Genomic DNA, 25,292 nt, shown 5'->3' with positions numbered 1-25,292 from the left:
AAGGATTTTGCCAGGTAAACGCTTTTTTGCGAGCCGCTTTCCATAATGCACAGGCGACCTCAACAGGCCTGTCTTTTCGCCATAATCCAGGCTATAACACTGGATATTAAAACAGTACAAGGAACTTCATATGGCGCTGGAAAAAGGGATTGCTTCGCGGGTTGAGGCATTTATTGCGGCAGGTCGTCCGTCATCACGCGATCAGCATATTGATGATCGGAGGGCCGGCTATATCGCCAGTGCGGTACTCGCCGGGGAGACGGAAGCACGAGTGCGGGTGGAGGATATCGCTCTGGAGGGTATGCACTTCCGCGTCGTTTCACCGCCCACTACCGACGGCCTGCTACCCACACTTATCTACTACCACGGCGGCTGTTTTGTCAGCGGCGGCTTTACCACCCACGATAACCAACTCCGTCAGTTAGCCATGTTCAGCGGTTGCCGGGTGATCGCTGTGCAGTACCGCCTGGCGCCGGAGCATACCTTTCCGGCGGCGCACGATGATGCAGAACGAGGTGCTACGATTATTCACCAGCACGCAAAGCAGCTTGGCGTTGATGCCTCGCGCATCACGCTGGCCGGCGACAGCGCCGGAGGTCATCTCGCCCTGGTCACGGCTCTGCGCCTGAAAGCGAAAGCGGCGTGGCATCCTGCACAACTGATTCTGATTTATCCAATGCTCGACCCCACCGCCAGCATGGCGAGCTACCTCAGCAATGGCGATGACTATGTGATTACCCGGGACACGCTACTGAGCGGCTACGAAATGTACCTCGCCTCGACGCCGGCAAACCATCCGGATGCCAGTCCACTCTGGCGAGAAGATTTTAACGGGCTGCCACCGGTGCATATTCTGACAGCTGAGTTCGATCCTTTACGCGATGAGGGCGAAGTGCTGTACCGAAGGCTGACGGAGCAAGGGGTGGAGAGTTCCTGTCAGCGTTATCTGGGGGTGATCCACGGCTTCTTTCAGCTGGGGGGCGTCAGCCACGCCGCGCGTGATGCTATGCGGGATATCGCCTGGCGTGTGGCATCGCCAGGACGATAACGGCCAGAGGGCGCTTACTCTTCCTCGTTGCCGCCCTCTTCATACGAGCCAAAGGGCTTCGCCGGCAGCACGATGTAGATCCCCTCGAAAACCGCGCCCTGCTTTTCGTCGCCAAAAAGCTCTACCTGCATTTGCACGCGGGCCTTACGCCCACGCGCCAGACGGTCGAGATCGCCGCTCAGCGAACCCAGGTCGGCGATGGCGCTGGGGCGGCCGCTAATGGGCTGACTGTAACGAATATGCGCATCCGCCAGAATGATGGTGCCTCCCAGATGCCGCTCGCGCAACATCAGCCAGATAAGCCCCCATCCGGTCAGGGTCGCTAACGAAAACAGGCTACCGGCAAACAGCGTATGGTGCGGATTCTGGTTCCCCGCTTCGGGCATGGTGGTAATAAATTTCTGCCCGGTGTACTGCTGAATACGCACGCCCATTTTTTCACTCAGCGGGATATGCTGATACCACGCCTGCTGAAGCTGTGCGCACCAGTCGCCGCGGTGCAAAATATCGTCCAGCGACGCGATCGGTTTAATCATCAGAAAATGACGGATCGGCGTGGTGGTTGGGGTAGTGATCTCCCCCTGATTCACAAAGCCCAGCTTGGCGAAAAACTCCACCGCATCTTCGCGGGCGCTACAGGTGACCCGCTTAACCCCTTCCTGACGCGCTACCGACTCCAGGGTCATCGCCATCAGCGTCCCCAGCCCTTTATCCTGCACGGAGGGATGAACGGCCATAAAGCGAATGGAGGCTTCATTTTCCGCATTGATATATAGCCGGCCGATGGCTACCAGATTGCCTTCTTCATCCACCACCATCTGGTGATGCGCCATCGCATCCCAGGCGTCACGTTCCGATCCTTTTGGCTGATGCAGCGGCTTACGCAGCATCTCCCAGCGGAACTGATAGTAGCTCTCTAACTCTTCTGCTGTTTGCGGTACACGAAGGTGATACATAGTCGTACTCTCTTTTGTTACCCGCAGCCTGCCCGGAAGCTGGGTCATACCTGCAACCAAAAGGTCACGGGACCATCATTGACCAAAGAAACCTGCATATCCGCAGCGAATCTTCCGGTCTGGGTGTTCATTTCCTGCTGGCGACAGCGGGCGACGAAATACTCATACAGCGCCTCAGCGCGGTCAGGGGCAGCGCCTTTCGAGAAACTCGGTCGCATCCCCCGCTCGGTATCGGCCGCCAGCGTAAATTGCGAAACCACCAGCACGCTGCCGCCCGCCTGCTGAACATTCAGGTTCATTTTCCCCTCCGCATCGCTGAAGATGCGGTAGCCCAACACGCGTTCGCAGAGGCGATTCGCTTTTTGTTCATCATCGTCTTTTTCGACCCCCAGCAGCACCAGAAGTCCCGGACCAATTTCGCCCGTCACTTCATCCTCCACGGTAACGCTTGCACGGGATACGCGTTGAATTAATGCAATCATGGTTGTTCTGTTTCTTCTGTTTTAAGTTTGCGGTATTCATCGAGAGTGACAGTAATTTCAGCGCCAAGCAAGACGATACACCAGGTCCAGTACACCCAGACGAACAAAATCGGTACCACCGAAATCACGCCATAAATTAACTGATAGGACGGAAAGGTGGTGATATAGAGGGCAAAGGCTTTCTTACCAGCCTCGAACAGCAGCGCCGCCACCAGCGCTCCGATCACTGCATCGCGGTTACGCACCTGGGTGGTCGGCACAATACTGTAGAGTAGCCAGAATGCCGCCCAGGAAAGGATCAGCGGGAAAAGGCGGAGCAGATTATCAATCACGCCGTCCAGATCGCTCGCCCAGCGCAGCGACAGCAGATACGAACTGATCGCCAGGCTGGCACCCGCCAGCAGCGGGCCAAGAGTCAGGATCATCCAGTAAACGGCAAAGGAGTAAACTTTGGGGCGACTGCGCGTACTGCGCCAGATGGTGTTTAGCGCGCTGTCGATCGAGTACATCAGCAGCAGCGAAGTGACGATCAGGCCAAACGCGCCTACCGCGGTCATGCGGCTGGAATTGGCCACGAACTGCTCGATATACCCCTGAATCACATCGCCCGTCGCCGGAATGAAATTGGCGAAGATAAAATGGCGAATCTGCACACTGACTTCGGAAAACATGGGAAAGGCCGCAAACAGCGCGAACACGACGGCTATCAGCGGCACCAGGGAAAGTAATGACACATAGGCGAGGTTTCCCGCCAGGGTGGTCATATGATCTTCATCAATGCGCCGCCACAGCAGCTTAAGCCACGCCAGCAGCGGCCGGGTATGGTGGTGTAATTTTTGATGAACGGTTTTTAGCATAGCTGATTCGCGAAATAATCAGGGATGGTCTTCTTCCCGGTCACCAGAATACTGGTGATCCCCAACCGATTAGCCCCTGCTATATTATCGACGTTATCATCAAAAAAGACCGTATCTGCGGCAGAAAATCCCTCTTCTTCCAGTACTCGCTGGTAAATTTGCGCTTCAGGCTTACGCATTCCCATCTCTTGTGACAGATAGATGCGATCGGCGGCAGCGCGCACTTCCGGGTATTCATCAGGCCAGAACGTGGTGTGAAGACGGTTGGTATTGGAGAGCACCACCACCCGATGCCCCTGGGCACGAAGTTTATGCATGATGGTAATCACCTCCGGGCGTAGCGCGACGAATACCGCCTGCCAGCCGTGAGCAAATTGCTCATAACTGAGGGACATATTCATTTCATGGCACATGGCGGCGGCAAAGTCTTCATCACTGATCTCGCCACGCTCATGCTGGTGGAAAGCCTCTCCCATGGTGAAATGCTGCTTTAGCGTCGCCAGCGGGATGCGGGTTAAATCACTCCAGGTTCCCAATACCCGGTTGAAGTCAATGTCGACAATCACATTACCTAAATCAAAGATATAGAGCATTTTTGTCTCCTTCCGCGCCGTGGAAAATTAACTTTAGCGGGAAAGATGAGGTTTGACTATGTATAAACCTGAAACAACCGCGTGGGCCGCCAGCCACTGACGAACAAAGCCGCATAACGCGGCTTTGAATAAACAGAATGAGACGGGAGGTTATTCCGTCGCAGCGCGCAGCATTTTCCTGCCACCGCTAATTCGTTTCACTAACATGACCGAGACGAACGCGCCACAGAGCGCAAAGCCCGCCATGATACCAAAGACTATCTTGTAGCCTGCCAGACCTGGGTTGAGGTCAAGAATGTAGCCATACAGGCTGTAGCAGAACATGGCCGGCGCATAACCGATAAAGCTCCCCAGCGCCATGGCTGCGCCGGTCCGGTTTTCAGCGATTTTTGCTTCACCGATCGGGGCAAAGAATACCGCTCGCTGCGTAAACACAATTGCACCAAATCCCAGAGTGCAAATCATACCCAGATAGACCGGCATACTTTCATGGGGCAGCAATATTAACGCCACTAAGGCCAGGGTACTCACACAGAAGGTATAAAAGAGATATTTGCTTGGCGACTTAAGAATTTTATCGGCTATCAGGCCACCAATCGGTCCGCCAACCATTTTTAAACAATACTGATTAATGATGCCGTAGGCGCCCACCAGCGCTACTGGCAACAGGTAGATATTTTTCAGGAAGGGGATAAAGAAAGTGAGTCCACAGTAAACGGCGTAAACGAAGAAGACGTTAAACGCGATGAGCCAAATGGTTTTATCTTTTAATACCGAAGAGATGCTACTTTTCTCTGTGGCGCTCTCGGTGATAGCTTTCTCAGGCGCATCCTCATCCTTTTCTTTCAACATAAAAAACAGCATGATCCCGACAACAATCACGATGAGAGCATAGAACCAGATCCCGGCTTTAAAACCCAGCAAACCGCTACCAAACCAGGTAAAAATAGCTAAAGCAGAGAAGGCAATAATCGTGTCGACAACCCCCCGCCCGGTTTCAAAGAAGCCAAATAACCGCCCCTGTTGTTCGCTGTTGCCCAGCCGACTTACCGACTTTAATAGCACCGGCCAGTTCATCATATCGCAGGTAACGCCAAATAAGGCCCAAACGAAGAGAATTCCCCAATATCCAGGCATCGTCGTCAGATAGATCCCTAATAAACCTGTTGCAATCAGTGACAACGACATGGTGTAACGGCGAGGAAGCTTATCGGCAAAGTAAATTGACAGGAAAAAACCAATCGTGGTCACCACTGAGTTCACCGACATGGCATTACCTATCTGGCCATTAGTCAGATGAAAATAGTCCTGCATTGGAATATAAAAGGCATCTTTCAGTGAGGGCAGTTTATAAATGGTGCCGCCGCACAAGGTTAATAAACTGAATATAGCCCATTTCTTTTTTGTGAGCATAGGATCCCCTAATGATTTAACATCATTTGGTTTAAGGAAGATAACAGACCATCATCATTTATTAAAAATGATGATCCGGTATAACGAATTATCGATAAATTTAGTGTGCCAGCACGGTAAGCGCTTCGTCTTTTATTATTTGCAATGTATCTTCGACATATTTCAGCTGCGCAATTGCATCCTGCTTTTCTTTCAGCAGCCGCTCTTCAAGCTGGTCAGCATCAGGTAGCGGAGTTTCGCTCATTTGCCGCCACGGGATCCACGGGTTGTCACCTTCCGTTGCAAAACGGAACGGGGGTGCATAGTAATCCACCTCCTCTTCCAGGCCGTACGCCATGACCTGCGGCTGGTCATCGCCGAGACAAATTAATTTCGTCAGCAGCGCCTTAAATGGCATATCGCCCTGGCCTGAGTTACAGGCCCGATGCCCAAGTCCACCGTTCTCAGCAATAATACAGGCGTCTTTAATATGAACCTGCGTAATGTAAGGTGACATCAACGCTAACGCCTCAAGAGGTCGTTCATTGGCGTTGATCATATTGGCGAAGTCAAAAAGAAGCGATAACGTTGGCATTTCGCTGTGTTTAATTAAATTCACCAGTTCAACGCTTTTCAGATCTTCATGTTGCTCAAGGGTAAACGTCAGGCCAGTATGGCTATATGCTTGTTTAATGTATTGAATGTCGGTGGAAATTTTTTCAATAACGTCGTGCAAATGTCCTTCATAACGAGGATAAAAGCGAACGGATGATGCGCCTGTTTTTAAAGCGATAGTGACGGCCTGATCGATTGTTTGTTTATCGGAGGCGCTGGTCTCGATATGAATATCCAGTTGCAACGATTTTGCTTTATCTCCAAACTCGGCTAACTGGATATCATTCATATTGCTCAGCGAGTAGCGCTCGCCATCAAGAACATGTATTTTTACCCCTTTTAAATGCAGGCTATCTGCGATGGCCAGCAAATCATTAGGTAAAATACGTTCAAGCCGCATATTCAAATGATAGGCATAGGCATGAAGGTAGAGTGGTATGTTATCAATACGGGAAAGGATCTTCCCGGCGTTATCTTTAGTGACCATAAAATACCTACAAGTTAATAAAGAGATCCACAGCCTCAAATCGCCAGTATTCGAGATCTATCTGCACAATATTACCTGCACTATCGGCACGGTGTTTTTCTATCAGAATAGCCGGCAGACCTGCAGAGCCGCCGATGAATTTGCTCACATCGCCCGACATTCTGACGGGTCTAAAAGCCAGTTTTTTAATCACCACTGGCTTATGATATTCACGCTCCCAGACGGAGGAAAAAGACTGGTTCTTCAACCGGTCAATAAAATCTGGCGCGACGTTAGGGTTGATAAAGGTCTCGTGGTAGAAAACTTTATGCCCTTCCAGCGCTCCCCAGCCGGTTACCAGATATAAATCATCAGACGGAATAACATCCATCAGGGGTTTAGCAACGTCGGGATAGTCTCGGGTTCGCTGTTTTTCATTAAAGCCCCATGAGGGTTCTCTGCCCTGCTCAATGGCGGCTCGCTGAAAGCTCGCTGAGAGCTCAGGGCTATAGTTAAAACGCGGCTGGGCGACAAACCATCCTTTACGGTCTTTACGAAAAATCCTCGATTCCGCTTCCAGGCTGAGCAGCGCCTGACGCAGCGTCATGCGTTTGATGCCCAGCAGCTCACCAAGCTCTCTTTCAGAAGGCAGTTTTCCCCCCGCAGCCGTCAGCCCTTGCTTAAGCCACAGATCCAGTTTCTCTTTCGCATTTTCAACAGTGGAGAGATTTTCAGTCATTGTTTAATCCATTTGGTTTAAACCAGATAGTTCATCTTACTCTTCCGCAAAAAAAGAAAGCAATTCCTCACACAAACTTTAGGTATAAATGTGACCGATCTCTCTCGGCAACCCGGAAATAGCGCGACGACAGGCAGAGACCACCCATAAAAAAACCCCGCCGAAGAGGCGGGGTTTAGCGAACAACAAGAAGAAAAATTACTCTTCTTTTGCACCGCGCATTGCGCGTTTACGGTCGTTCTCAGTCAGGTGACGTTTACGGATACGGATAGACGTAGGGGTCACTTCTACCAGTTCGTCGTCATCGATGAACTCCAGAGCCTGCTCCAGGGTCATCTTAATCGGCGGAACCAGAACCGTTGCTTCGTCAGTACCGGACGCACGCATGTTGGTCAGTTTTTTACCGGTCAGGCAGTTTACCGTCAGGTCGTTAGAACGACTGTGAATACCGATGATCTGGCCTTCGTAAACTTCAGCGCCGTGGCCGAGGAACAGCTTACCGCGATCCTGCAGACCGAACAGGGCGAACGCAACCGCTTTACCCTGACCGTTAGAGATCAGTACGCCGTTGTTACGCTGGCCCACTTCGCCCGGACGAACGTCGTCGTAGTGGCTGAAGGTGGAGTACAGCAGACCGGTACCAGAAGTCATGGTCATGAACTCTGAACGGAAGCCGATCAGACCACGGCTTGGGATCACGTAGTCGAGACGTACGCGGCCTTTACCGTCTGGATTCATGTTTTTCAGGTCGCCTTTACGCTCGCCCAGCGCCTGCATGACAGAACCCTGGTGCTGCTCTTCGACGTCCAGCGTCACGTTTTCGAACGGCTCTTGTTTACGGCCGTCTATTTCGCGGAAGATAACTTTCGGACGGGAAACCGCCATCTCGAAACCTTCACGGCGCATGTTTTCAATCAGAACGGACAGGTGCAGTTCACCACGGCCGGAAACGCGGAACGCATCAGCGTCTTCGGTTTCTTCAACGCGCAGCGCCACGTTGTGCACCAGCTCTTTGTTCAGACGGTCCAGGATCTGGCGAGAGGTAACGAACTTACCTTCTTTACCGCAGAACGGCGAGGTGTTGACGTTGAAGAACATGGTTACGGTCGGTTCATCAACGGACAGTGCCGGCAGCGCTTCAACATTCTGCGGATCGCAGATGGTGTCGGAGATGTTCAGCTCGCCCAGACCGGTGATCGCGATGATGTCGCCAGCTTCGGCTACGTCGCTCTCGATACGCTCCAGACCCAGGTGAGTCAGAACTTTACCGACTTTACCGTTACGGGTTTTGCCTTCGCTATCGATGATAGTGACCTGCTGGTTCGGCTTCACTTTACCGCGTTTGATGCGGCCGATACCGATGACGCCAACATAGTTGTTGTAGTCCAGCTGGGAAATCTGCATCTGCAGCGGACCGTCAAGGTCAACGTCCGGCGCCGGCACGCGATCAACAATCGCCTGATACAGCGGGGTCATGTCGTCAGCCATGTCTTCGTGGTCCAGACCCGCGATACCGTTCAGCGCGGACGCGTAAACGATCGGGAAGTCCAGCTGTTCGTCAGTCGCATCAAGGTTAACGAACAGGTCGAACACCTGATCGACAACCCAGTCCGGACGGGCACCCGGACGGTCAACTTTGTTGATGACCACGATCGGCTTCAGGCCGTGGGCAAAAGCTTTTTTGGTCACGAAGCGCGTTTGCGGCATCGGGCCATCAAAGGCATCGACCACCAGCAGCACAGAGTCAACCATGGACATAACACGCTCAACCTCACCTCCGAAGTCGGCGTGCCCTGGGGTATCAACGATGTTGATACGGTAATCATTCCATTTGATTGCGGTGTTTTTAGCGAGGATGGTAATCCCACGCTCTTTCTCCAAATCGTTGGAGTCCATCACACGTTCTTGTGCTTCAGTACGTGCGTCGAACGTACCGGATTGCTGTAGCAGCTTGTCAACCAGGGTAGTTTTACCATGGTCAACGTGCGCGATGATGGCGATATTACGCAGATTTTCGATCACAACTTTGCCTCAGGCATTAGAAATAGCGCGTTATTGTACACGTATTAAGCGAAGGACTGAACAGGATCACAAACATCCTCCGCAAACAAGTATTGCAGAGTTTCTTTGTGACCGCTTTCACGGAGCGATAAAAGGGCACCGTAACAAAAATTGCACCAAAATGGTGCTCAATGTTCACACTGAGGCACTATTTTGGTGCATTATCTCCATCATGGTGCAGTCCTTTTGCACTATGGTGCGCATGATACAGCGTTTTATAGGGCATTTAAAAGTTGGCACAGATTTCGCTTTATATTTTTTAAGGCAACAACGCCACTTTTAAGCAGTATGAAGTTTTCGTTACCACGACGACAATGACCAATCCGGGAGAGTTTAAGTATGTCCGCTGAACACGTTTTGACGATGCTGAACGAGCACGAAGTGAAGTTTGTCGATCTGCGCTTCACCGATACCAAAGGTAAAGAACAGCACGTCACGATTCCGTCTCATCAGGTAAATGCCGAATTCTTCGAAGAAGGCAAAATGTTTGATGGCTCCTCGATTGGTGGCTGGAAAGGTATCAACGAATCTGACATGGTCCTGATGCCAGACGCCTCCACCGCGGTCATTGACCCGTTCTTCGAAGAACCGACGCTGATCATCCGCTGCGATATCCTCGAACCAGGCACCCTGCAGGGCTATGACCGCGACCCGCGCTCCATCGCGAAACGCGCTGAAGAGTACCTGCGCGCCACCGGCATCGCTGATACCGTCCTGTTCGGGCCAGAACCAGAATTCTTCCTGTTCGACGACGTCCGCTTCGGCGCCTCTATCTCTGGCTCCCATGTCGCGATCGATGACATCGAAGGTGCGTGGAACTCCTCCACCAAATACGAAGGCGGTAACAAAGGTCACCGTCCAGGCGTGAAAGGGGGTTACTTCCCGGTTCCGCCAGTAGACTCTTCACAGGATATCCGCTCCACCATGTGTATGATCATGGAAGAGATGGGTCTGGTTGTTGAAGCTCACCACCACGAAGTGGCAACCGCAGGTCAGAACGAAGTGGCAACTCGCTTCAACACCATGACCAAAAAAGCGGATGAAATTCAGATTTACAAATACGTTGTTCACAACGTCGCTCACCGCTTCGGTAAAACCGCGACCTTCATGCCGAAACCAATGTTCGGCGACAACGGCTCCGGCATGCACTGCCATATGTCTCTGGCGAAAAACGGGACTAACCTGTTCTCCGGCGACAAATACGCAGGTCTGTCTGAGCAGGCGCTGTTCTACATCGGCGGCGTAATCAAACACGCTAAAGCGATTAACGCCCTGGCGAACCCGACCACCAACTCCTACAAGCGTCTGGTCCCGGGTTACGAAGCGCCGGTTATGCTGGCTTACTCTGCGCGTAACCGCTCTGCCTCCATCCGTATCCCGGTGGTGACCTCTCCGAAAGCGCGTCGTATCGAAGTGCGCTTCCCGGACCCGGCTGCCAACCCGTACCTGTGCTTTGCAGCGCTGCTGATGGCTGGCCTTGATGGTATCAAGAACAAAATCCATCCGGGCGAAGCAATGGACAAAAACCTGTACGACCTGCCGCCGGAAGAAGCGAAAGAGATCCCGCAGGTTGCTGGTTCTCTGGAAGAAGCCCTGCAGGCCCTGGATGCTGACCGCGAGTTCCTGACGGCTGGCGGCGTGTTCACCAATGACGCTATCGATGCTTACATCGCCCTGCGTCTGGAAGAGAACGACCGCGTACGCATGACTCCGCATCCGGTTGAGTTCGAACTGTACTACAGCGTCTAATTTTGCTGTAAATCCAGGGTATGTCGTGTTGTGGCGCGGGATGCCCGGGATATTTTGTTGCCGTGGAAACTTTCAGCCCATCTCAGGATGGGCTTTTTTCTCCACCAACACGCTGATCTCGCGAGCTTTTTACCGATAAAAAGCTATACTGCACTAAATTGGTGCACTCATTTTCAGGAGACTGTCGAATGGCAACAGGCACACTGCCCGATGCTGGGCAGATCCTTAACTCTCTAATCAACAGTATCTTACTGGTCGATGATGACCTGGCGGTGCACTTTGCCAACCCTGCGGCGCAGCAGCTGCTGGCGCAGAGTTCACGCAAGCTGTTTGGCACCCCGTTACCTGAGCTGTTGAGCTATTTCTCATTGAATATTGGGCTGATGCAGGAGAGTCTGCAGGCGGGCCAGGGTTTTACCGATAACGAAGTCACGCTGGTTATCGATGGCCGCTCACACATCCTGTCTCTGACCGCCCAGCGGCTACCGGAAGGCTTTATTTTGCTGGAAATGGCGCCGATGGATAACCAGCGCCGCCTGAGCCAGGAGCAACTGCAGCACGCACAGCAGGTCGCCGCCCGCGATCTGGTCCGCGGCCTGGCACATGAGATAAAAAACCCGTTAGGTGGCCTGCGCGGCGCGGCACAGCTGCTCAGCAAAGCCCTGCCCGACCCGGCGCTCACGGAATATACCAAAGTGATCATCGAGCAGGCTGACCGGCTGAGAAATCTGGTCGATCGCCTGCTTGGGCCACAGCATCCGGGCATGCACGTTACTGAAAGTATCCATAAAGTCGCCGAGCGGGTAGTGAAACTGGTCTCCATGGAGTTACCGGACAACGTGAAGTTAATCCGTGATTACGACCCCAGCCTACCAGAGCTGCCCCACGACCCGGATCAAATTGAACAGGTGTTGCTGAACATCGTCCGTAATGCGCTGCAGGCGCTGGGGCCGGAAGGGGGTGAAATTGTTCTCCGCACCCGCACCGCTTTCCAGCTGACGCTGCACGGGGTGCGTTATCGCCTCGCCGCACGTATTGACGTTGAAGATAATGGCCCGGGTATTCCGCCCCATCTCCAGGATACGCTGTTTTATCCGATGGTCAGCGGTCGCGAAGGCGGTACCGGCCTGGGCTTATCTATTGCCCGCAGCCTTATCGATCAGCACTCCGGCAAAATTGAATTCACCAGCTGGCCGGGTCATACCGAATTTTCGGTATACCTGCCTATTCGGAAGTAGAGGTGTTTATGCAACGAGGGATAGCCTGGATCGTTGATGACGATAGCTCCATCCGCTGGGTGCTTGAACGCGCGCTCACCGGAGCCGGCTTGAGCTGCACAACGTTCGAAAGCGGCAATGAGGTGCTAGATGCCCTCACCACCAAAACCCCGGATGTACTGCTGTCAGATATCCGTATGCCGGGAATGGATGGTCTGGCGCTGCTCAAACAGATTAAGCAACGTCATCCAATGCTTCCGGTCATCATAATGACCGCGCATTCCGATCTGGACGCTGCGGTCAGCGCTTATCAGCAAGGCGCGTTTGATTATCTGCCCAAACCTTTTGATATTGATGAAGCCGTCGCCCTGGTCGACCGGGCGATAAGCCACTACCAGGAGCAGCAGCAGCCGCGAAATGCGCCGATAAGCAGCCCAACCGCCGATATCATCGGCGAAGCGCCGGCTATGCAGGATGTCTTTCGCATTATTGGCCGCTTGTCGCGCTCATCCATCAGCGTGCTGATCAATGGCGAATCCGGGACCGGTAAAGAGCTCGTCGCTCACGCCCTGCATCGTCATAGTCCACGTTCAAAAGCGCCGTTTATCGCGCTCAATATGGCAGCAATCCCCAAGGACCTGATTGAGTCCGAGCTGTTCGGCCATGAAAAAGGGGCCTTTACCGGCGCCAATACCGTCCGCCAGGGACGCTTCGAACAGGCTGACGGCGGCACGCTATTCCTGGATGAAATTGGCGATATGCCGCTTGATGTGCAGACTCGTCTGCTGCGTGTGCTGGCGGATGGCCAGTTTTATCGCGTGGGCGGCTACGCGCCGGTGAAGGTTGATGTGCGGATCATCGCCGCCACCCACCAGAACCTGGAACAGCGCGTGCAGGAGGGGAAATTCCGTGAAGATTTATTCCACCGCCTGAACGTGATCCGGGTGCATTTACCGCCGCTGCGCGAGCGCCGGGAAGATATTCCACGTCTGGCTCGCCATTTTCTGCAGATAGCCGCCCGCGAGCTCGGCGTTGAAGCCAAACAGCTGCATCCGGAAACGGAGACAGCGCTGACTCGCCTGGCGTGGCCTGGCAACGTCCGTCAGCTGGAAAATACCTGTCGCTGGCTCACCGTGATGGCCGCCGGCCAGGAAGTGCTGACGCAGGATCTGCCGAGCGAACTGTTTGAGACCACGGTTCCGGACAGCCCGACGCAGATGCAGCCCGATAGCTGGGCGACGCTGCTGGGTCAGTGGGCCGATCGGGCGCTGCGCTCCGGTCATCAAAATCTGCTCTCAGAAGCGCAACCCGAAATGGAACGCACGCTGCTGACAACCGCCCTGCGCCACACGCAAGGTCACAAGCAGGAAGCCGCACGCCTGCTGGGATGGGGTCGTAATACCCTGACGCGTAAGCTAAAAGAGCTGGGAATGGAGTAGTGATTAACGGCATGATGAAAATTAGCCGTTCAGCGCAAAGTGCTGCTATTTTGTACTTTACTGTTCCGATGAGTTGAGTATGATCGTGCCCGGCATTACGGGAGAGCATCATGTTTGAATCACTGGTGAGTATGATATCGAGCGGCGCCGCTGCGAGTCACACGCCACAGACGGCAGTCGCAGCCGTTCTGTGCGCTGCGCTGGTCGGGCTGTTCAGCTAATTGTTCCCCCTCTCCCGTCGGAGAGGGGAAAAACATTAAATGACCCGTGAGAACTGCTGCATCCGAGCCTTTTGCCGTAGATACGCGTCAAAGCACATACAGATGTTGCGGATCAGCAGGCGGCCTTTCGCCGTCACCTGAATGGCCTTATCATCCACAGCCACCAGCCCGTCATGCGCCAACGGCGCCAGTAGCTTCAGGTCTTCCGCAAAATAAGACTGAAAATCCACATCCCACTGCGCCTCTACTGCCTCAATATCCAGACGGAAATTACAGATCAACGCCTTAATCACGTCACGACGTAAACAGTCATCACGGGTTAACGCGATCCCGCGCCACAGGGCGTCCCCTTGCTCTGCCACCTGCTGGTAGTATTGCTTCAGCTCTTTTTGGTTCTGAGCGTAGCTGTCGCCAATCATGCTGATCGCCGAAACGCCCATTCCCAGCAGATCGGTATCCCCCTGGGTGGTGTAGCCCTGGAAATTGCGGTGCAGTATGCCGTGACGTTGCGCGACCGCTAATTCATCGTCTGGGCGAGCAAAGTGGTCCATGCCGATAAACTGATAGCCTGCCGCCGTCAGTGAACCGATGGTCTCCTGCAGGATCTCCAGCTTCTGTTCAGCGGAGGGCAGATCGGCATCTTTAATTTTCCGCTGTGCGGCAAAGAGCGTGGGCAGATGCGCATAGTTAAACACGCTCAGGCGGTCAGGATTGAGCTCAGCGACCTTTTGCAGGGTAAAGGCAAAGCTCTCCGGCGTTTGCTTCGGCAGGCCGTAGATGAGGTCGATATTGGTCGAGGTAAAACCAATCTCCCGCGCATGGTTGAGCAAATCAAAGATGAACGCTTCGTCCTGCTCACGGTTAACCAGACGCTGAACCTCTTTATTGAAGTCCTGCACGCCCATACTCAGGCGGTTGAAACCCTCGGTGCGTAAATGATCGAGGACATCCAGCTCGATCTCACGTGGATCGACCTCAATGGAGATTTCGGCTTCCGCGCTGAAATGGAAGTGGCTGCGCAACAGATTCATCAGGCGACTGATTTGCGCCTTATTGAGATAGGTTGGTGTGCCGCCACCCCAGTGCAGTTGTTTAACCTGGCGACTGGCAAACAGCGGCGCGCGGCGGATGATCTCCTGTTCAAGGACATCGAGATATTGATCGGCCTTATGCTGCTGGCGGGTGACTATCTTATTGCAGCCGCAGAAATAACACAGCTTATGGCAAAAAGGGATATGCACGTACAGCGACAGGGGCCGCTGTGGATAACGGGCCACAGCGGCTTCGAATTCCGCCGCGCCGAATTGCGGTGAAAACTCCAGCGCGGTGGGATACGAGGTATAGCGCGGCCCGGAATAGTTATATTTCTGGATCAGGGCCAGATCCCAGTCGATTATCTGCTCAGACATGCTCACTCCTTCCGATGGTGCCGCCGACGGGTACGCCGTCCCGGCCTCACCGCACCGCGGGTCATGAGCCGGTTGCGCAGCCATTTCTGACGCCGCGACAACCGTCGTAGTTTAACGAATAACCACAGCAGATAACATATAACCAGAAGGGTTATAAGCAGTACCGGGAATCCGATGGGATGCAAATGTTAGTTTCCACCCTTCAGCAGACGCATCATATCTTCCTGACGCTCTTCCTCTTCTTCATCTTCGTCATCGTAAGAGAGGCCGAGCTGCTGCATCAGCTCATCAATGCGATCCAGTTTGGCGTCCACCCAGCTCTGCTCTTCAGCATTCAGGGTGCCGCCCTCTTCCAGACGTTCCAGCAGCGCATCCAGGCGCTCATCATTCTCCAGCAACTCCAGCTCAGCCTGTGGTGAAAGCATAGGTTTCTCGCTCTTTGGTTTATGCTGCTTGGGGGCTGGGGTGCTGCTTTCGCTCACGCCCAGCGGGATCGGTTTTTTACTACCGACGCGTGGGTCTTGCGTCTGGCTCTGTTTTTTGCCCGCTGAAGCCGCATCGCCGCCGTTCGCGCGACTTCCCGCCGCGTGGCCACGATGTTTCTTCTGCCGTTTGCGATCGCGAGCTTCCTGATTTATTTCTTCACGCGACTTGCGGCCGGATTTGCCACGGGTGGCGGATGTCGGTTTTTTCATGGTGTGTAATCTTCAGACAGTATTATTCAGTATAGAATTGAGGCGGAATCTAGCAGAAAGCAAGCAAAGAAAAAAGGCGACAGATTACTCTGTCGCCTTTTTCCTCACTGACCACCCTTAACGGGCTTCTTCTTTCCCTGTTCGCTAACGACTTACCCTGTCTTTCCCTTAGCGTCCAACGGTCCCTGTTTCTTCCTTTTCCCTTTGAAACGTCTCCAAGACGCGCGTCATCCTGACTATCCTATGGTCTTCGCCTCCTGGCGCTTCCTGACCCCTCGTCCTGAGTCTTAATCCTTTCAGCATCCCCGCCGTTATGTATTACTTTACCCTGTTGACAAAAATCGACAACCAGCCAGGCCGTTAAAAAAACATTTTCAGATTTCTCTATTTTTATAACCATTTTATTTTCAATGCATTACATCTTTATCGTCTTATTATTCTCAGGTATGTCCTATACGAAGAATAGTCAATGTCTCACAAACCATATGGTTTTTACTTACAGGAACGGTGTGCGGTAAAAACAGCCTTTTTCTGCTGTTCAGGTATAATCCCTGCCATAGCCTGTTTTAACGGAGACGACCGTCTTGACCAACTGGAATTATCAACTGACGCACTTTGTCACTAGCGCGCCAGATATCCGCCATCTTCCTGCCGATACCGGTATTGAAGTGGCGTTCGCCGGCCGCTCCAACGCGGGAAAATCCAGCGCGCTGAATACGCTGACCAACCAGAAGAGCCTGGCGCGAACCTCCAAGACTCCTGGACGTACGCAGCTGATTAACCTGTTCGAAGTCGCCGATGGCAAACGCCTGGTTGACCTGCCCGGCTATGGTTATGCGCAAGTACCCGAAGAGATGAAGATCAAGTGGCAGCGTGCGCTGGGAGAGTACCTGGAAAAACGTCTGTGCCTGAAAGGCCTGGTGGTGCTGATGGATATTCGCCACCCCCTTAAAGATCTCGATCAACAAATGATCGAATGGGCGGTAGAAAGTGATATTCAGGTTCTGGTCCTGCTGACCAAAGCCGATAAGCTCGCCAGCGGCGCGCGTAAAGCGCAAGTGAATATGGTGCGAGAAGCGGTACTGGCCTTCAATGGCGATGTCCAGGTTGAACCTTTCTCTTCGCTGAAAAAATCTGGCGTGGATAAGCTGCGACAGAAGCTGGATAGCTGGTTTAACGAAATCCCGCCGCAAGAAGCCGTCGAAGACGCCGAGTAACCCCCGCTTTTTCCGGATAACGGCGCGTAGCGCCCTATCCGGACGTTCATATTACGCGGTTTTAACTGTATCAAACTTTTCTTTCGCGCAATAAAAAACGCCCCGGTCATAAATGACCGGGGCGGCTAAAATATTCAGCCAAATCCGATTACGTGAAGTAAAAGGTCTGAAAGATAGAACATCTTACCTCTGTACCCTACGCGATTAACTCTACTCTTCTTTCGCTCACGGATAAAGCATTTTTTGTAGTTTTTTTTCACTATTTACATAGCAAATTCAAATGATCCTCACAAAACGCTATAAGTTATGTTGCTTACTTACAGAAAATCGCTTTGCGCTTTGTATACTCAGTGCGCTTGATCCCAGTTTTCACCACTACCGACTTCCACCAGCAGCGGTACCGCCAGCGTAGTGCTGTTCTCCATCAGTTCATGGATCTTTTTCGACACGGCATCGAGCTCATCTTTATGCACTTCAAAGACCAGTTCATCGTGAACCTGCATGATCATCCGCACGCGAGGTTGCTCCTTCCGCAGCCATTCATCAACAGCAATCATCGCCCGCTTGATAATGTCCGCCGCCGTCCCCTGCATCGGGGCGTTGATCGCCGCACGTTCCGCGCCGGCGCGACGGGCACCATTGCTGGATTTAATATCCGGCAGATAGAGTCGACGGCCATCCAGCGTTTCAACGTACCCTTGCTCTTTCGCCTGAGCGCGGGTGCGCTCCATATACTCCAGGACGCCCGGATAACGCTCGAAATAAAGATCCATATACTTCTGTGCTTCTTTACGCGGGATGTTCAGCTGGCGGGCCAGGCCGAAGGCGCTCATGCCATAGATGAGACCGAAGTTGATGGCTTTCGCACTGCGGCGTTGTTCGCTGCTGACGCTGTCCAGTGGTAAGCCAAACACTTCAGCCGCCGTCGCCCGGTGAATATCCTTCCCTTCTGCGAAAGCGGTCAGCAGGCCTTTATCCCGCGACAGGTGCGCCATAATACGCAGTTCGATTTGCGAGTAGTCCGCTGAGACAATGACGTAATCTTCCGGCGCGATAAACGCCTGGCGAATACGCCGTCCTTCTTCGTTACGCACTGGGATATTTTGCAGGTTTGGATCGGTAGACGATAAACGACCGGTAGCAGTGACCGCCTGATGATAGGAGGTATGCACGCGCCCCGTTTTGGGGTTAATCATCAGCGGCAGTTTATCGGTATAGGTCGATTTCAGTTTCGCCAGCCCGCGATATTCCAGAATCACTTTCGGCAACGGATAATCCAGCGCCAGCTCTTCCAGGACCTCTTCAGACGTGGACGGCGCGCCGCCCGGCGTCTTCTTCAGCGGCTTGATACCCTGTTTCTCAAACAGGATCGTTTGCAGCTGTTTAGTGGAGGAGAGATTAAACGCTTCCCCGGCAATCTCATGCGCGCGCTGCTCCAGCTCAACCAGACGCTGGGCGATCTCCTGTGAGTGCGCATGCAGCACGGCAGGGTCGATTTTCACGCCATTGCGCTCAACCCGAGACAGCACCGGCACCAGCGGCATTTCGATATGCTTAAAGATATTCAGCGGACCTTCATGCTGCTGCAGCTTCGGCCACATCTTCAGATGCAGCTGGAGCGTGACGTCGGCATCTTCCGCCGCGTAGCGGCCAGCCTCCTCCAGTGCAATCTGGTTAAAGGTGAGCTGGTTCTTACCTTTACCGGCGATCTCTTCAAAGGTAATGGTTTTATGCTTCAGCCAGCGGTCGGAAAGACTGTCCATATCGTGACGGCCCGCCACGCTGTCGAGAATGTAGGATTCCAGCATGGTATCGAACGCAATCCCGCGTAGCTCAATGTCGTAGTTGGCCAAAATACCGCGATCGTATTTGAGATTTTGCCCGACCTTGAGCAGCTTCTCATCCTCCAGCAGCGGTTTAAGCAACGCCAGTACGCGCTCGCGGGGGATCTGATCCGGTGCATCAAGATAATCATGCGCCACGGGAACATAGGCGGCCACGCCCGGCTCAACCGCAAATGAAAGACCGACCATATTGGCGGAGATGTTATCCAGGCTGTCGGTTTCCGTATCAAAGGCAAAGAGCGGCGCCTGCTTCAGCTTATCGATCCAGGTGACCAGCGTGGCCTCATCAAGGATAGTGACATAGTGCTCTGCTGAAAGGGCGGAGGCCGGTTCATCCTCTGCTTCTGCTTGTGCCGCTGCCGCAGGCTCTGCAGGTTTCGCGGCCGGTTTGCCGCCCTTGGCCTGCAGCCATTTCCCGGCCTCAACGTCGGTTGTCCAGCGCTTAAATTCGTACTGCCTGAACAGCGCCAGCAGGTCGTCAGCCGCCGGCGGTTGCACCTCCAGCTCTTCGCACGTGAGCTCCAGCTCGACGTCGGTTTTAATGGTCGCCAGCTGATAAGAGAGATAAGCCACGTCCTTGTTCTGCTCCAGCTTCGCCGCCATCGTTTTCGCGCCGCGGAAGCTCAGTTCAGCAATTTTCTCCGGTTCCGCATACAGCGTATCAAGGCCGCCAAGGCCTTGCAGCAGCGCCTGGGCGGTCTTCTCACCCACGCCCGGCACGCCGGGAATGTTATCCGAGGAATCGCCCATCAGTGCCAGGAAATCGATAATCAGCTCCGGCGGGACGCCATACTTGGTGACGACCTCATCCGGTCCGAGGATAGTGTTAGTCATGGTATTGATCAGGGTGATCCCCGGCGTCACCAGCTGAGCCATGTCTTTATCACCGGTGCTGATCAGCACCGGACGGCCCGCCCTTTCTGCTTCCCGTGCCAGGGTGCCTATCACATCGTCGGCTTCGACGCCCGGAACCGCCATCAGCGGCAGCCCCATCGCTTTCACCATCTTATGCAAAGGCTCGATCTGCGCACGCAGATCGTCCGGCATCGGCGGGCGGTGGGACTTGTAGTGTTCGAACAATTCATCACGGAAGGTTTTCCCTTTCGCATCAAAGACCACGACGGCATGAGACGGCTGATACTGCAGGATCAAACTGCGCAGCATATTCAGTACGCCGTACATGGCCCCGGTCGGCTCCCCTGCGCTGTTAGTCAGCGGCGGAAACGCATGATACGCCCGATAAAGATAGGATGAGCCGTCAACGAGGATGAGAGGGTTTTCTGGGATCTGAACCATAATTTCCGTGCCTGTTTATCAGATTATGGATAAAGGATGCCACAGACGGGCATGAAATCCTGAATTTTTCCCACATTTCGTGGAAAAGATTCGACGATCGTCGCGATCGCCGGACAACTTTGTTTGTGGATAACTTTGTGCATAGTTTTACAACATCAGCTTATCCGCCCCTGAAAAAAAACGAATAAATACTATTACTCTTTATATATCAGCCAATTAAAAACATATCGGTGAACATGGCATCAATTTGATGACCCAATGTTCCATGTGGATAGAAGATCCTTGTTTTTTTCTGTTCTCGTAAGATCCGTTATTTACCGCGTTTTCTGGTAAAATCAGCCCCTTGCGCAGCTTAAAGGCGCTCTTTGTCAGCCTAACTTTCTGAATAAACTAACTATGTCGAGATTACTCGCTGCGATAACACTTCCGCTGAGTATCGCCTTAACCATCTTAGTCACCATTATCTGCTCTGTACCGATCATCGTCGCCGGGCTGATTAAACTGCTGGTTCCCATTCCAGCGGTATGGCGATCTATATCTGTTTTTTGCAATTTTATGATGTATTGCTGGTGCGAAGGGCTGGCGCTGCTGTTGTATCTCAATCCCTGGCTTAAATGGGACGTCGAGGGTCTGGAAGGCTTAAATAAAAAGAACTGGTATCTGCTGATCAGTAACCACCATAGCTGGGCAGACATCGTGGTGTTGTGCGTGCTGTTCCGCAAGCATATTCCGATGAATAAGTACTTCCTTAAACAGCAGCTGGCATGGGTACCCTTCATCGGCCTCGCCTGCTGGGCGCTGGATATGCCCTTTATGCGCCGCTATTCGCGCAGTTACCTTATTAGACATCCAGAACGACGCGGTAAAGATGTCGAAACCACCCGCCGTTCGTGTGAAAAATTCCGTGCGCATCCGACGACTATCGTCAATTTCGTGGAAGGCTCGCGTTTTACCGAAGCCAAAAAACGCGAGACGCGCTCGCCTTACGATAACCTGCTACCGCCTAAAGCGGCAGGCATCGCCATGGCGCTCAACGTACTCGGTTCGCAGTTCGATAAACTACTGAATGTCACGCTGTGCTACCCGGAGAACAATACAAGGCCATTTTACGACATGCTGAGCGGCCGCCTGACGCGCATTGTAGTACGAATCAATCTGGTCCCTATTGGTGAAGAGCTGCACGGCGATTACGTTAACGATAAGAACTTTAAGCGCGGCTTCCAGCGCTGGCTGAATGGGCTATGGGAAGAGAAAGACCGTCAGTTGACTGACATCATGCAGGGCAAAGAAAGGTAGTCACTGCCAGAACAGCTAAAGTAACGCCGGTCAGTGACCGGCGTTTTTTTTTATTTCTTCTCTACCAGTTGCTTCACGGTATCCGCATACTGAGCGACGAAGACATCCATATTGCTGGTGTCCATCCCCTGCGGGTTCAGCTGGTATTTACCATTAACATACATAGCCGGTACCCCCTGCAGCTGCAGATCGGCTGCAGCTTTCTCTTGCTGAGCGACCAGAGATTTCACCACGAAGCTATTCCATGCGGCATCGTAGTCTTCCCCTTTCACGCCAGCATCGACGAACACCTTACGAATGTCAGCCACGCTCTGCACGGTCTGGGTTTTCTGCACGGCTTCGAACATCGGCGCAGTAATTTTATCTTCAACGCCCAGCGCGATGGCCACCGCCCATGCCTGCGTCAGATCCTTGCCCAGAGGGCCCAGGAACTCAACGTGGTATTTGGTCATTTTGGTGCCTTCCGGCAGTTTCTGACGCACATTGTCAGAAACATGCAGCACTTCTTCAAACTGGTAGCAGTGCGGGCAGTAGAATGAAAAGAACTCGAGCACCTGCGGCTCGCCAGCAATCGGCTTATCAAGGGTGATGTACTGCTTGCCATCGGTGATCTGGGCAGCGGATGCACTAAAAGCCAGAATCATACCAGCCAGCGCCAGCCAAACTTTTTTCATGATTTACTCTCTCCTGGATATATCACATTAATACATTGGCGTTAACTGAAGCGGGGGTTCCTGTAGAACCTTCACCTGCTCAAGAAAAGTCGACGTCTGCCCCCGCCAGTAATCCTCCCCGGTTAACCAGGGGAAATTGACCGGGAAAGCGGGATCGTCCCAGCGTCTGAGCAACCACGCCAGATAATAAACCAGCCGCATAGCGCGTAAAGGTTCAATTAGCGCGATTTCATCGCTGTTAAAGGGGCTGAATTCCTCATAGGCCTCGACGATGGTCTCTAGCTGCATACGCTGTTCAGACTTATCGCCGTTAAGCAGCATCCACAGATCCTGAATCGCCGGGCCGGTTCGCGCATCGTCTAAGTCGACAAACAGTGGCCCGTCGCGCCAGAGGATATTACCCGCATGGCAGTCACCGTGCAGGCGTAACGTGTTCCCGCGGCCGTGCCATTGCTCCATGACGGCAGCAATGAGTTTATCGGTCGCCTTCAGGAAATCGGCCTTCAGGCCAGAGGGGATAAGCGTCGCCTGTTCAAACACCTGGCGCGGTTCCAGCAGGTACTCCTGCACGCCAATTTCCGGGCGGGCAGTAAAGCGCTGTTTGCGGCCAGTCTGGTGCAGGCGCCCCAGATAGCGGCCAACCCATTCCATTTGATCAAGGTTATCCGCTTCGAACTGACGACCACCAAGGCTTGGGAAAACGGCAAAGTAGAATCCCTGATGCTGATGAAGCGTACTGTCGTTAAATAAGAGCGGCGCAGCAACGGGCACTTCATCTTCTACAAGCTGAAGCGCAAACAGGTGTTCTTCAAGGATCTGTTCTGCGGACCAGCGCTCAGGACGATAGAACTTTACCACATAGCGATGGCGCTCTTCGTCCTGGAACTGATAAACGCGGTTCTCATAGCTGTTTAGCGGAGTGAGACCGGAGTCCACCCGCATACCCAGATCGAATAACCCATCGATAATGGTATCCGGGCGAAGCGTCTGAAAAGTAAAAGCCTTACCGTGCATCCTGACATCCGATAATCGTACGAATAGTTCAGGATATCATCTCATTGCACTTTACGCGGCAGCGCTTACAACCTTTTACTCTTTTATTACCCCGCGGGCGCGCAGCAGTGCGGTTTTAAAGTCCTCTTCATAATCCTTCTGAATACCAGGGATGATGGCATCTTTAGAAGAGTCACGCATCTTCAGGTGATAGATCAGAATATCGTCGGAAAGATCGCTCAGTTCGCCATCATAGCCGGCCTCTTTCGCCAGTTTCTGCAAAAATTGCATCAGATTCAGTTCAGGCTCTTTCTGCCAGGCAGGCTGGAGGAGTTCAATTACTTCATTCAGACGTTTACATTTCATGGTCATGCTCCTTACTCTTGATAGGGACAAGTTAACAGGGTCAATCCCACAATGAAAGAGGCGATATTCATATGCAAAGCGAGGCGATAACCGGCGTCGTGCTGGCTGGCGGCAGAGCCACGCGAATGGGCGGCATTGATAAAGGATTACAGCTGCTCAATGGACGTCCTCTCTGGCGTCACGTCGCAGAGGCATTAGCCCCGCAGGTTGATGCGTTAGTCATTAGCGCCAACCGTCATCTTGAACAGTGGCGTGCCAGCGGATATCCGGTCTTTAGAGATATACAGGAGGATTATCAGGGACCACTGGCCGGAATGCTTGCTGTGATGCAGCAGGTTACAAGTCCATGGTTTGTTTTTTGCCCCTGCGACACGCCGTTCATTCCGTCCTTTTTGGTGGAGCGCTTTGTACAGCAGAAAGATGCTGCGCCGGTCGTTTGGGCCCATGACGGCGAACGGGATCATCCCGCCGTTGCGCTCGTGCATCGACAAATCATCCCGGACCTCGAGGCCTACCTTACCAGTGGAGAACGCCGGGTAATGGTCTTTATGCGTCAGGTCGGCGGACATCCGGTCAGCTTCAGCGAGGTGAAATCAGCGTTCATCAATGTAAATACGCTTGATGATTTGCAGCAGATGCAGGAGCCATCATGATCCCATTACTGGCGATCGCCGCATGGAGCGGTACCGGAAAAACAACATTATTAAAGCGTCTTATCCCTGAGCTGTGCGTCAGAGGTCTGCGTCCCGGGCTGATAAAACATACCCATCATGATATGGACGTCGATAAACCCGGCAAAGATAGCTATGAATTACGTAAGGCGGGCGCTGCGCAGACCATTGTCGCCAGTGAACAGCGCTGGGCGTTGATGACGGAGACGCCAGAGACGCCGGAATTAGACCTCACGTGGCTTGTCAGTCGAATGGATGCCAGCAAACTGGACCTGGTTTTAGTGGAGGGGTTCAAACATGAACCCGTGCCGAAGATCTTACTTTTTCGGCAAAACAGCGGCCATTGTGTAGAAGAGTTGGTGATTGATGAGCATACCATCGCCGTGGCCAGCGATGTGCCGATCGCGACATCACTTCCGCAGTTGGATTTAAATGATGTTCCACAGATCGCGACATTTATTGCAAGTTGGTTAGAGAGGCATTAGCAGTTTATCGGTAGGGATTGCTTCTTAACACAGACTTTAATGAATGGCATCGGCAGACAGGGGCCTCCCCGGAGGCGGTGCTGCGCACCTTGTCCGGGCTACCTGTCAGCCCCGGTTTGTAGCCCCGGTAAGCGCAGCGCCACCGGGGAGATATACTCACACAGCAAAAAAACCCCGCACCTTTCGGCCCGGGGTTCTTTTTTAACACAAAACAAAAAGCTCAGTCTTTCGACTGAGCTTTCTGCTTTATTTGATGCCTGGCAGTTCCCTACTCTCACATGGGGAGACCCCACACTACCATCGGCGCTACGGCGTTTCACTTCTGAGTTCGGCATGGGGTCAGGTGGGACCACCGCGCTATCGCCGCCAGGCAAATTCTGTTTTATCAACACGTCACACGGACGCATCGATTAATCTGTATCAGAGCTGAAAATTCTCTCAATTCCGCCAAAACACCTTCGGCGTTGTAAGGTTAAGCCTCACGGTTCATTAGTACCGGTTAGCTCAACGC

The 25,292-nt window shown here is 53.1% G+C and carries 23 protein-coding genes and 1 rRNA gene; 9 read left to right on the top strand and 15 right to left on the bottom strand.

Annotation, left to right across the window (positions count from 1 at the left end):
* Positions 1 to 130: 130 nt before the first annotated feature.
* The gene (locus CWM61_RS24665; protein WP_074387461.1) at positions 131 to 1,048 is read left to right on the top strand and encodes an alpha/beta hydrolase; all 918 of its coding nucleotides are present in this window, start codon (positions 131 to 133) and stop codon (positions 1,046 to 1,048) included.
* A 14-nt stretch (positions 1,049 to 1,062) separates the two neighbouring features.
* Here the strand turns inward: CWM61_RS24665 and fabY are convergent, their stop codons facing one another.
* The 8 genes from fabY to typA form a co-directional block, all read right to left on the bottom strand.
* Positions 1,063 to 2,004 carry a fatty acid biosynthesis protein FabY gene (fabY, locus tag CWM61_RS24660; protein ID WP_165784254.1) on the bottom strand — a complete coding sequence of 314 codons (942 nt, stop codon included), beginning with the start codon at positions 2,002 to 2,004 and terminating at the stop codon, positions 1,063 to 1,065.
* A gap of 44 nt (positions 2,005 to 2,048) precedes the next feature.
* On the bottom strand, positions 2,049 to 2,486 hold the full coding sequence (gene dtd, locus CWM61_RS24655) for a D-aminoacyl-tRNA deacylase (RefSeq protein ID WP_012543288.1): 438 nt from the start codon (positions 2,484 to 2,486) through the stop codon (positions 2,049 to 2,051).
* On the bottom strand, positions 2,483 to 3,343 hold the full coding sequence (locus tag CWM61_RS24650; protein WP_074387464.1) for a virulence factor BrkB family protein: 861 nt from the start codon (positions 3,341 to 3,343) through the stop codon (positions 2,483 to 2,485). The genes dtd and CWM61_RS24650 overlap by 4 nt, the downstream gene beginning before the upstream one ends.
* Entirely contained in the window at positions 3,337 to 3,936 is a 600-nt protein-coding gene (yihX, locus tag CWM61_RS24645) for a glucose-1-phosphatase (protein WP_100632113.1), read from the bottom strand. Before yihX ends, CWM61_RS24650 begins: the two co-directional genes overlap by 7 nt.
* A 150-nt stretch (positions 3,937 to 4,086) precedes the next feature.
* Complete coding sequence (locus CWM61_RS24640) at positions 4,087 to 5,349, bottom strand: MFS transporter (RefSeq protein WP_061156266.1); 1,263 nt, start codon at positions 5,347 to 5,349, stop codon at positions 4,087 to 4,089.
* Positions 5,350 to 5,449: 100 nt separating this feature from the next.
* Positions 5,450 to 6,430 (bottom strand): sugar phosphate isomerase/epimerase family protein, encoded by a 981-nt coding sequence (locus CWM61_RS24635; protein ID WP_100632112.1) that lies wholly within the window; start codon positions 6,428 to 6,430, stop codon positions 5,450 to 5,452.
* A 7-nt stretch (positions 6,431 to 6,437) separates the two neighbouring features.
* A complete protein-coding gene (locus tag CWM61_RS24630) occupies positions 6,438 to 7,148 on the bottom strand; it encodes a GntR family transcriptional regulator (RefSeq protein WP_100632111.1) in 711 nt (236 codons plus the stop codon).
* Between the two features lie 198 nt (positions 7,149 to 7,346).
* A complete protein-coding gene (gene typA, locus CWM61_RS24625; RefSeq protein WP_008807909.1) occupies positions 7,347 to 9,170 on the bottom strand; it encodes a ribosome-dependent GTPase TypA in 1,824 nt (607 codons plus the stop codon).
* Between the two features lie 378 nt (positions 9,171 to 9,548).
* Here typA and glnA point away from each other — a divergent pair, with 378 nt between their 5' ends.
* From glnA to CWM61_RS29545, 4 genes are all read left to right on the top strand, one after another.
* Entirely contained in the window at positions 9,549 to 10,958 is a 1,410-nt protein-coding gene (gene glnA, locus CWM61_RS24615) for a glutamate--ammonia ligase (RefSeq protein WP_061156270.1), read from the top strand.
* A 188-nt stretch (positions 10,959 to 11,146) separates the two neighbouring features.
* Positions 11,147 to 12,196, top strand: a complete 1,050-nt coding sequence (glnL, locus tag CWM61_RS24605; protein WP_008807910.1) for a nitrogen regulation protein NR(II) — start codon at positions 11,147 to 11,149, stop codon at positions 12,194 to 12,196.
* 8 nt (positions 12,197 to 12,204) lie between these two features.
* Positions 12,205 to 13,614: a nitrogen regulation protein NR(I) gene (glnG, locus tag CWM61_RS24600; RefSeq protein ID WP_008807911.1), complete on the top strand. Its 1,410-nt coding sequence runs from the start codon at positions 12,205 to 12,207 to the stop codon at positions 13,612 to 13,614.
* A 110-nt stretch (positions 13,615 to 13,724) separates the two neighbouring features.
* Positions 13,725 to 13,835 (top strand): YshB family small membrane protein, encoded by a 111-nt coding sequence (locus CWM61_RS29545; RefSeq protein WP_004152951.1) that lies wholly within the window; start codon positions 13,725 to 13,727, stop codon positions 13,833 to 13,835.
* 35 nt (positions 13,836 to 13,870) lie between these two features.
* Here CWM61_RS29545 and hemN read toward each other — a convergent pair whose 3' ends face one another.
* Together hemN and yihI are read right to left on the bottom strand one after the other, a co-directional pair.
* Positions 13,871 to 15,244 carry an oxygen-independent coproporphyrinogen III oxidase gene (hemN, locus tag CWM61_RS24595; RefSeq protein ID WP_061156271.1) on the bottom strand — a complete coding sequence of 458 codons (1,374 nt, stop codon included), beginning with the start codon at positions 15,242 to 15,244 and terminating at the stop codon, positions 13,871 to 13,873.
* 188 nt (positions 15,245 to 15,432) lie between these two features.
* Complete coding sequence (gene yihI / locus CWM61_RS24585) at positions 15,433 to 15,939, bottom strand: Der GTPase-activating protein YihI (protein ID WP_061156272.1); 507 nt, start codon at positions 15,937 to 15,939, stop codon at positions 15,433 to 15,435.
* 584 nt (positions 15,940 to 16,523) lie between these two features.
* Between yihI and yihA the strand changes: the two genes are divergently transcribed.
* Positions 16,524 to 17,156: a ribosome biogenesis GTP-binding protein YihA/YsxC gene (yihA, locus tag CWM61_RS24580; RefSeq protein ID WP_074387468.1), complete on the top strand. Its 633-nt coding sequence runs from the start codon at positions 16,524 to 16,526 to the stop codon at positions 17,154 to 17,156.
* Positions 17,157 to 17,503: 347 nt separating this feature from the next.
* On the opposite strand, the gene polA is transcribed toward yihA, so the two are convergent.
* Complete coding sequence (gene polA / locus CWM61_RS24575) at positions 17,504 to 20,296, bottom strand: DNA polymerase I (RefSeq protein ID WP_100632110.1); 2,793 nt, start codon at positions 20,294 to 20,296, stop codon at positions 17,504 to 17,506.
* Between the two features lie 396 nt (positions 20,297 to 20,692).
* Here polA and CWM61_RS24570 point away from each other — a divergent pair, with 396 nt between their 5' ends.
* The gene (locus tag CWM61_RS24570; RefSeq protein WP_100632109.1) at positions 20,693 to 21,592 is read left to right on the top strand and encodes an acyltransferase; all 900 of its coding nucleotides are present in this window, start codon (positions 20,693 to 20,695) and stop codon (positions 21,590 to 21,592) included.
* Between the two features lie 50 nt (positions 21,593 to 21,642).
* On the opposite strand, the gene dsbA is transcribed toward CWM61_RS24570, so the two are convergent.
* From dsbA to CWM61_RS24555, 3 genes are all read right to left on the bottom strand, one after another.
* Positions 21,643 to 22,266 carry a thiol:disulfide interchange protein DsbA gene (dsbA, locus tag CWM61_RS24565; protein ID WP_008807917.1) on the bottom strand — a complete coding sequence of 208 codons (624 nt, stop codon included), beginning with the start codon at positions 22,264 to 22,266 and terminating at the stop codon, positions 21,643 to 21,645.
* Between the two features lie 27 nt (positions 22,267 to 22,293).
* On the bottom strand, positions 22,294 to 23,280 hold the full coding sequence (locus tag CWM61_RS24560; protein WP_074387471.1) for a serine/threonine protein kinase: 987 nt from the start codon (positions 23,278 to 23,280) through the stop codon (positions 22,294 to 22,296).
* A 75-nt stretch (positions 23,281 to 23,355) separates the two neighbouring features.
* Positions 23,356 to 23,625: a YihD family protein gene (locus CWM61_RS24555; protein ID WP_061156277.1), complete on the bottom strand. Its 270-nt coding sequence runs from the start codon at positions 23,623 to 23,625 to the stop codon at positions 23,356 to 23,358.
* A 71-nt stretch (positions 23,626 to 23,696) separates the two neighbouring features.
* On the opposite strand from CWM61_RS24555, the gene mobA reads away from it, so the two are divergent.
* Positions 23,697 to 24,278 (top strand): molybdenum cofactor guanylyltransferase MobA, encoded by a 582-nt coding sequence (gene mobA, locus CWM61_RS24550; protein ID WP_074387472.1) that lies wholly within the window; start codon positions 23,697 to 23,699, stop codon positions 24,276 to 24,278.
* Positions 24,275 to 24,781, top strand: a complete 507-nt coding sequence (gene mobB, locus CWM61_RS24545) for a molybdopterin-guanine dinucleotide biosynthesis protein MobB (protein WP_100632108.1) — start codon at positions 24,275 to 24,277, stop codon at positions 24,779 to 24,781. The genes mobA and mobB overlap by 4 nt, the downstream gene beginning before the upstream one ends.
* A gap of 255 nt (positions 24,782 to 25,036) precedes the next feature.
* On the opposite strand, the gene rrf is transcribed toward mobB, so the two are convergent.
* Positions 25,037 to 25,152, bottom strand: a 5S ribosomal RNA gene (rrf, locus tag CWM61_RS24535).
* Between the last annotated feature and the right edge of the window lie 140 nt (positions 25,153 to 25,292).

Origin of the sequence: Klebsiella sp. K-Nf6, from assembly GCF_002806655.1 — a bacterium.
Taxonomy (GTDB): domain Bacteria; phylum Pseudomonadota; class Gammaproteobacteria; order Enterobacterales; family Enterobacteriaceae; genus Klebsiella; species Klebsiella variicola.
The sequence above is the reverse complement of the archived record's forward strand: the minus strand, read 5'-3'. Positions and strand labels throughout refer to the sequence as shown.

Bases quoted from the DNA above. Each gene is read 5' to 3' on its own strand.
- CWM61_RS24665 (WP_074387461.1), top strand. From the start codon at position 131: ATGGCGCTGGAAAAAGGGATTGCTTCGCGGGTTGAGGCATTTATTGCG.
- fabY (WP_165784254.1), bottom strand. From the start codon at position 2,004: ATGTATCACCTTCGTGTACCGCAAACAGCAGAAGAGTTAGAGAGCTAC.
- dtd (WP_012543288.1), bottom strand. From the start codon at position 2,486: ATGATTGCATTAATTCAACGCGTATCCCGTGCAAGCGTTACCGTGGAG.
- CWM61_RS24650 (WP_074387464.1), bottom strand. From the start codon at position 3,343: ATGCTAAAAACCGTTCATCAAAAATTACACCACCATACCCGGCCGCTG.
- yihX (WP_100632113.1), bottom strand. From the start codon at position 3,936: ATGCTCTATATCTTTGATTTAGGTAATGTGATTGTCGACATTGACTTC.
- CWM61_RS24640 (WP_061156266.1), bottom strand. From the start codon at position 5,349: ATGCTCACAAAAAAGAAATGGGCTATATTCAGTTTATTAACCTTGTGC.
- CWM61_RS24635 (WP_100632112.1), bottom strand. From the start codon at position 6,430: ATGGTCACTAAAGATAACGCCGGGAAGATCCTTTCCCGTATTGATAAC.
- CWM61_RS24630 (WP_100632111.1), bottom strand. From the start codon at position 7,148: ATGACTGAAAATCTCTCCACTGTTGAAAATGCGAAAGAGAAACTGGAT.
- glnA (WP_061156270.1), top strand. From the start codon at position 9,549: ATGTCCGCTGAACACGTTTTGACGATGCTGAACGAGCACGAAGTGAAG.
- glnL (WP_008807910.1), top strand. From the start codon at position 11,147: ATGGCAACAGGCACACTGCCCGATGCTGGGCAGATCCTTAACTCTCTA.
- glnG (WP_008807911.1), top strand. From the start codon at position 12,205: ATGCAACGAGGGATAGCCTGGATCGTTGATGACGATAGCTCCATCCGC.
- CWM61_RS29545 (WP_004152951.1), top strand. From the start codon at position 13,725: ATGTTTGAATCACTGGTGAGTATGATATCGAGCGGCGCCGCTGCGAGT.
- hemN (WP_061156271.1), bottom strand. From the start codon at position 15,244: ATGTCTGAGCAGATAATCGACTGGGATCTGGCCCTGATCCAGAAATAT.
- yihI (WP_061156272.1), bottom strand. From the start codon at position 15,939: ATGAAAAAACCGACATCCGCCACCCGTGGCAAATCCGGCCGCAAGTCG.
- polA (WP_100632110.1), bottom strand. From the start codon at position 20,296: ATGGTTCAGATCCCAGAAAACCCTCTCATCCTCGTTGACGGCTCATCC.
- CWM61_RS24570 (WP_100632109.1), top strand. From the start codon at position 20,693: ATGTCGAGATTACTCGCTGCGATAACACTTCCGCTGAGTATCGCCTTA.
- dsbA (WP_008807917.1), bottom strand. From the start codon at position 22,266: ATGAAAAAAGTTTGGCTGGCGCTGGCTGGTATGATTCTGGCTTTTAGT.
- CWM61_RS24560 (WP_074387471.1), bottom strand. From the start codon at position 23,280: ATGCACGGTAAGGCTTTTACTTTTCAGACGCTTCGCCCGGATACCATT.
- CWM61_RS24555 (WP_061156277.1), bottom strand. From the start codon at position 23,625: ATGAAATGTAAACGTCTGAATGAAGTAATTGAACTCCTCCAGCCTGCC.
- mobA (WP_074387472.1), top strand. From the start codon at position 23,697: ATGCAAAGCGAGGCGATAACCGGCGTCGTGCTGGCTGGCGGCAGAGCC.
- mobB (WP_100632108.1), top strand. From the start codon at position 24,275: ATGATCCCATTACTGGCGATCGCCGCATGGAGCGGTACCGGAAAAACA.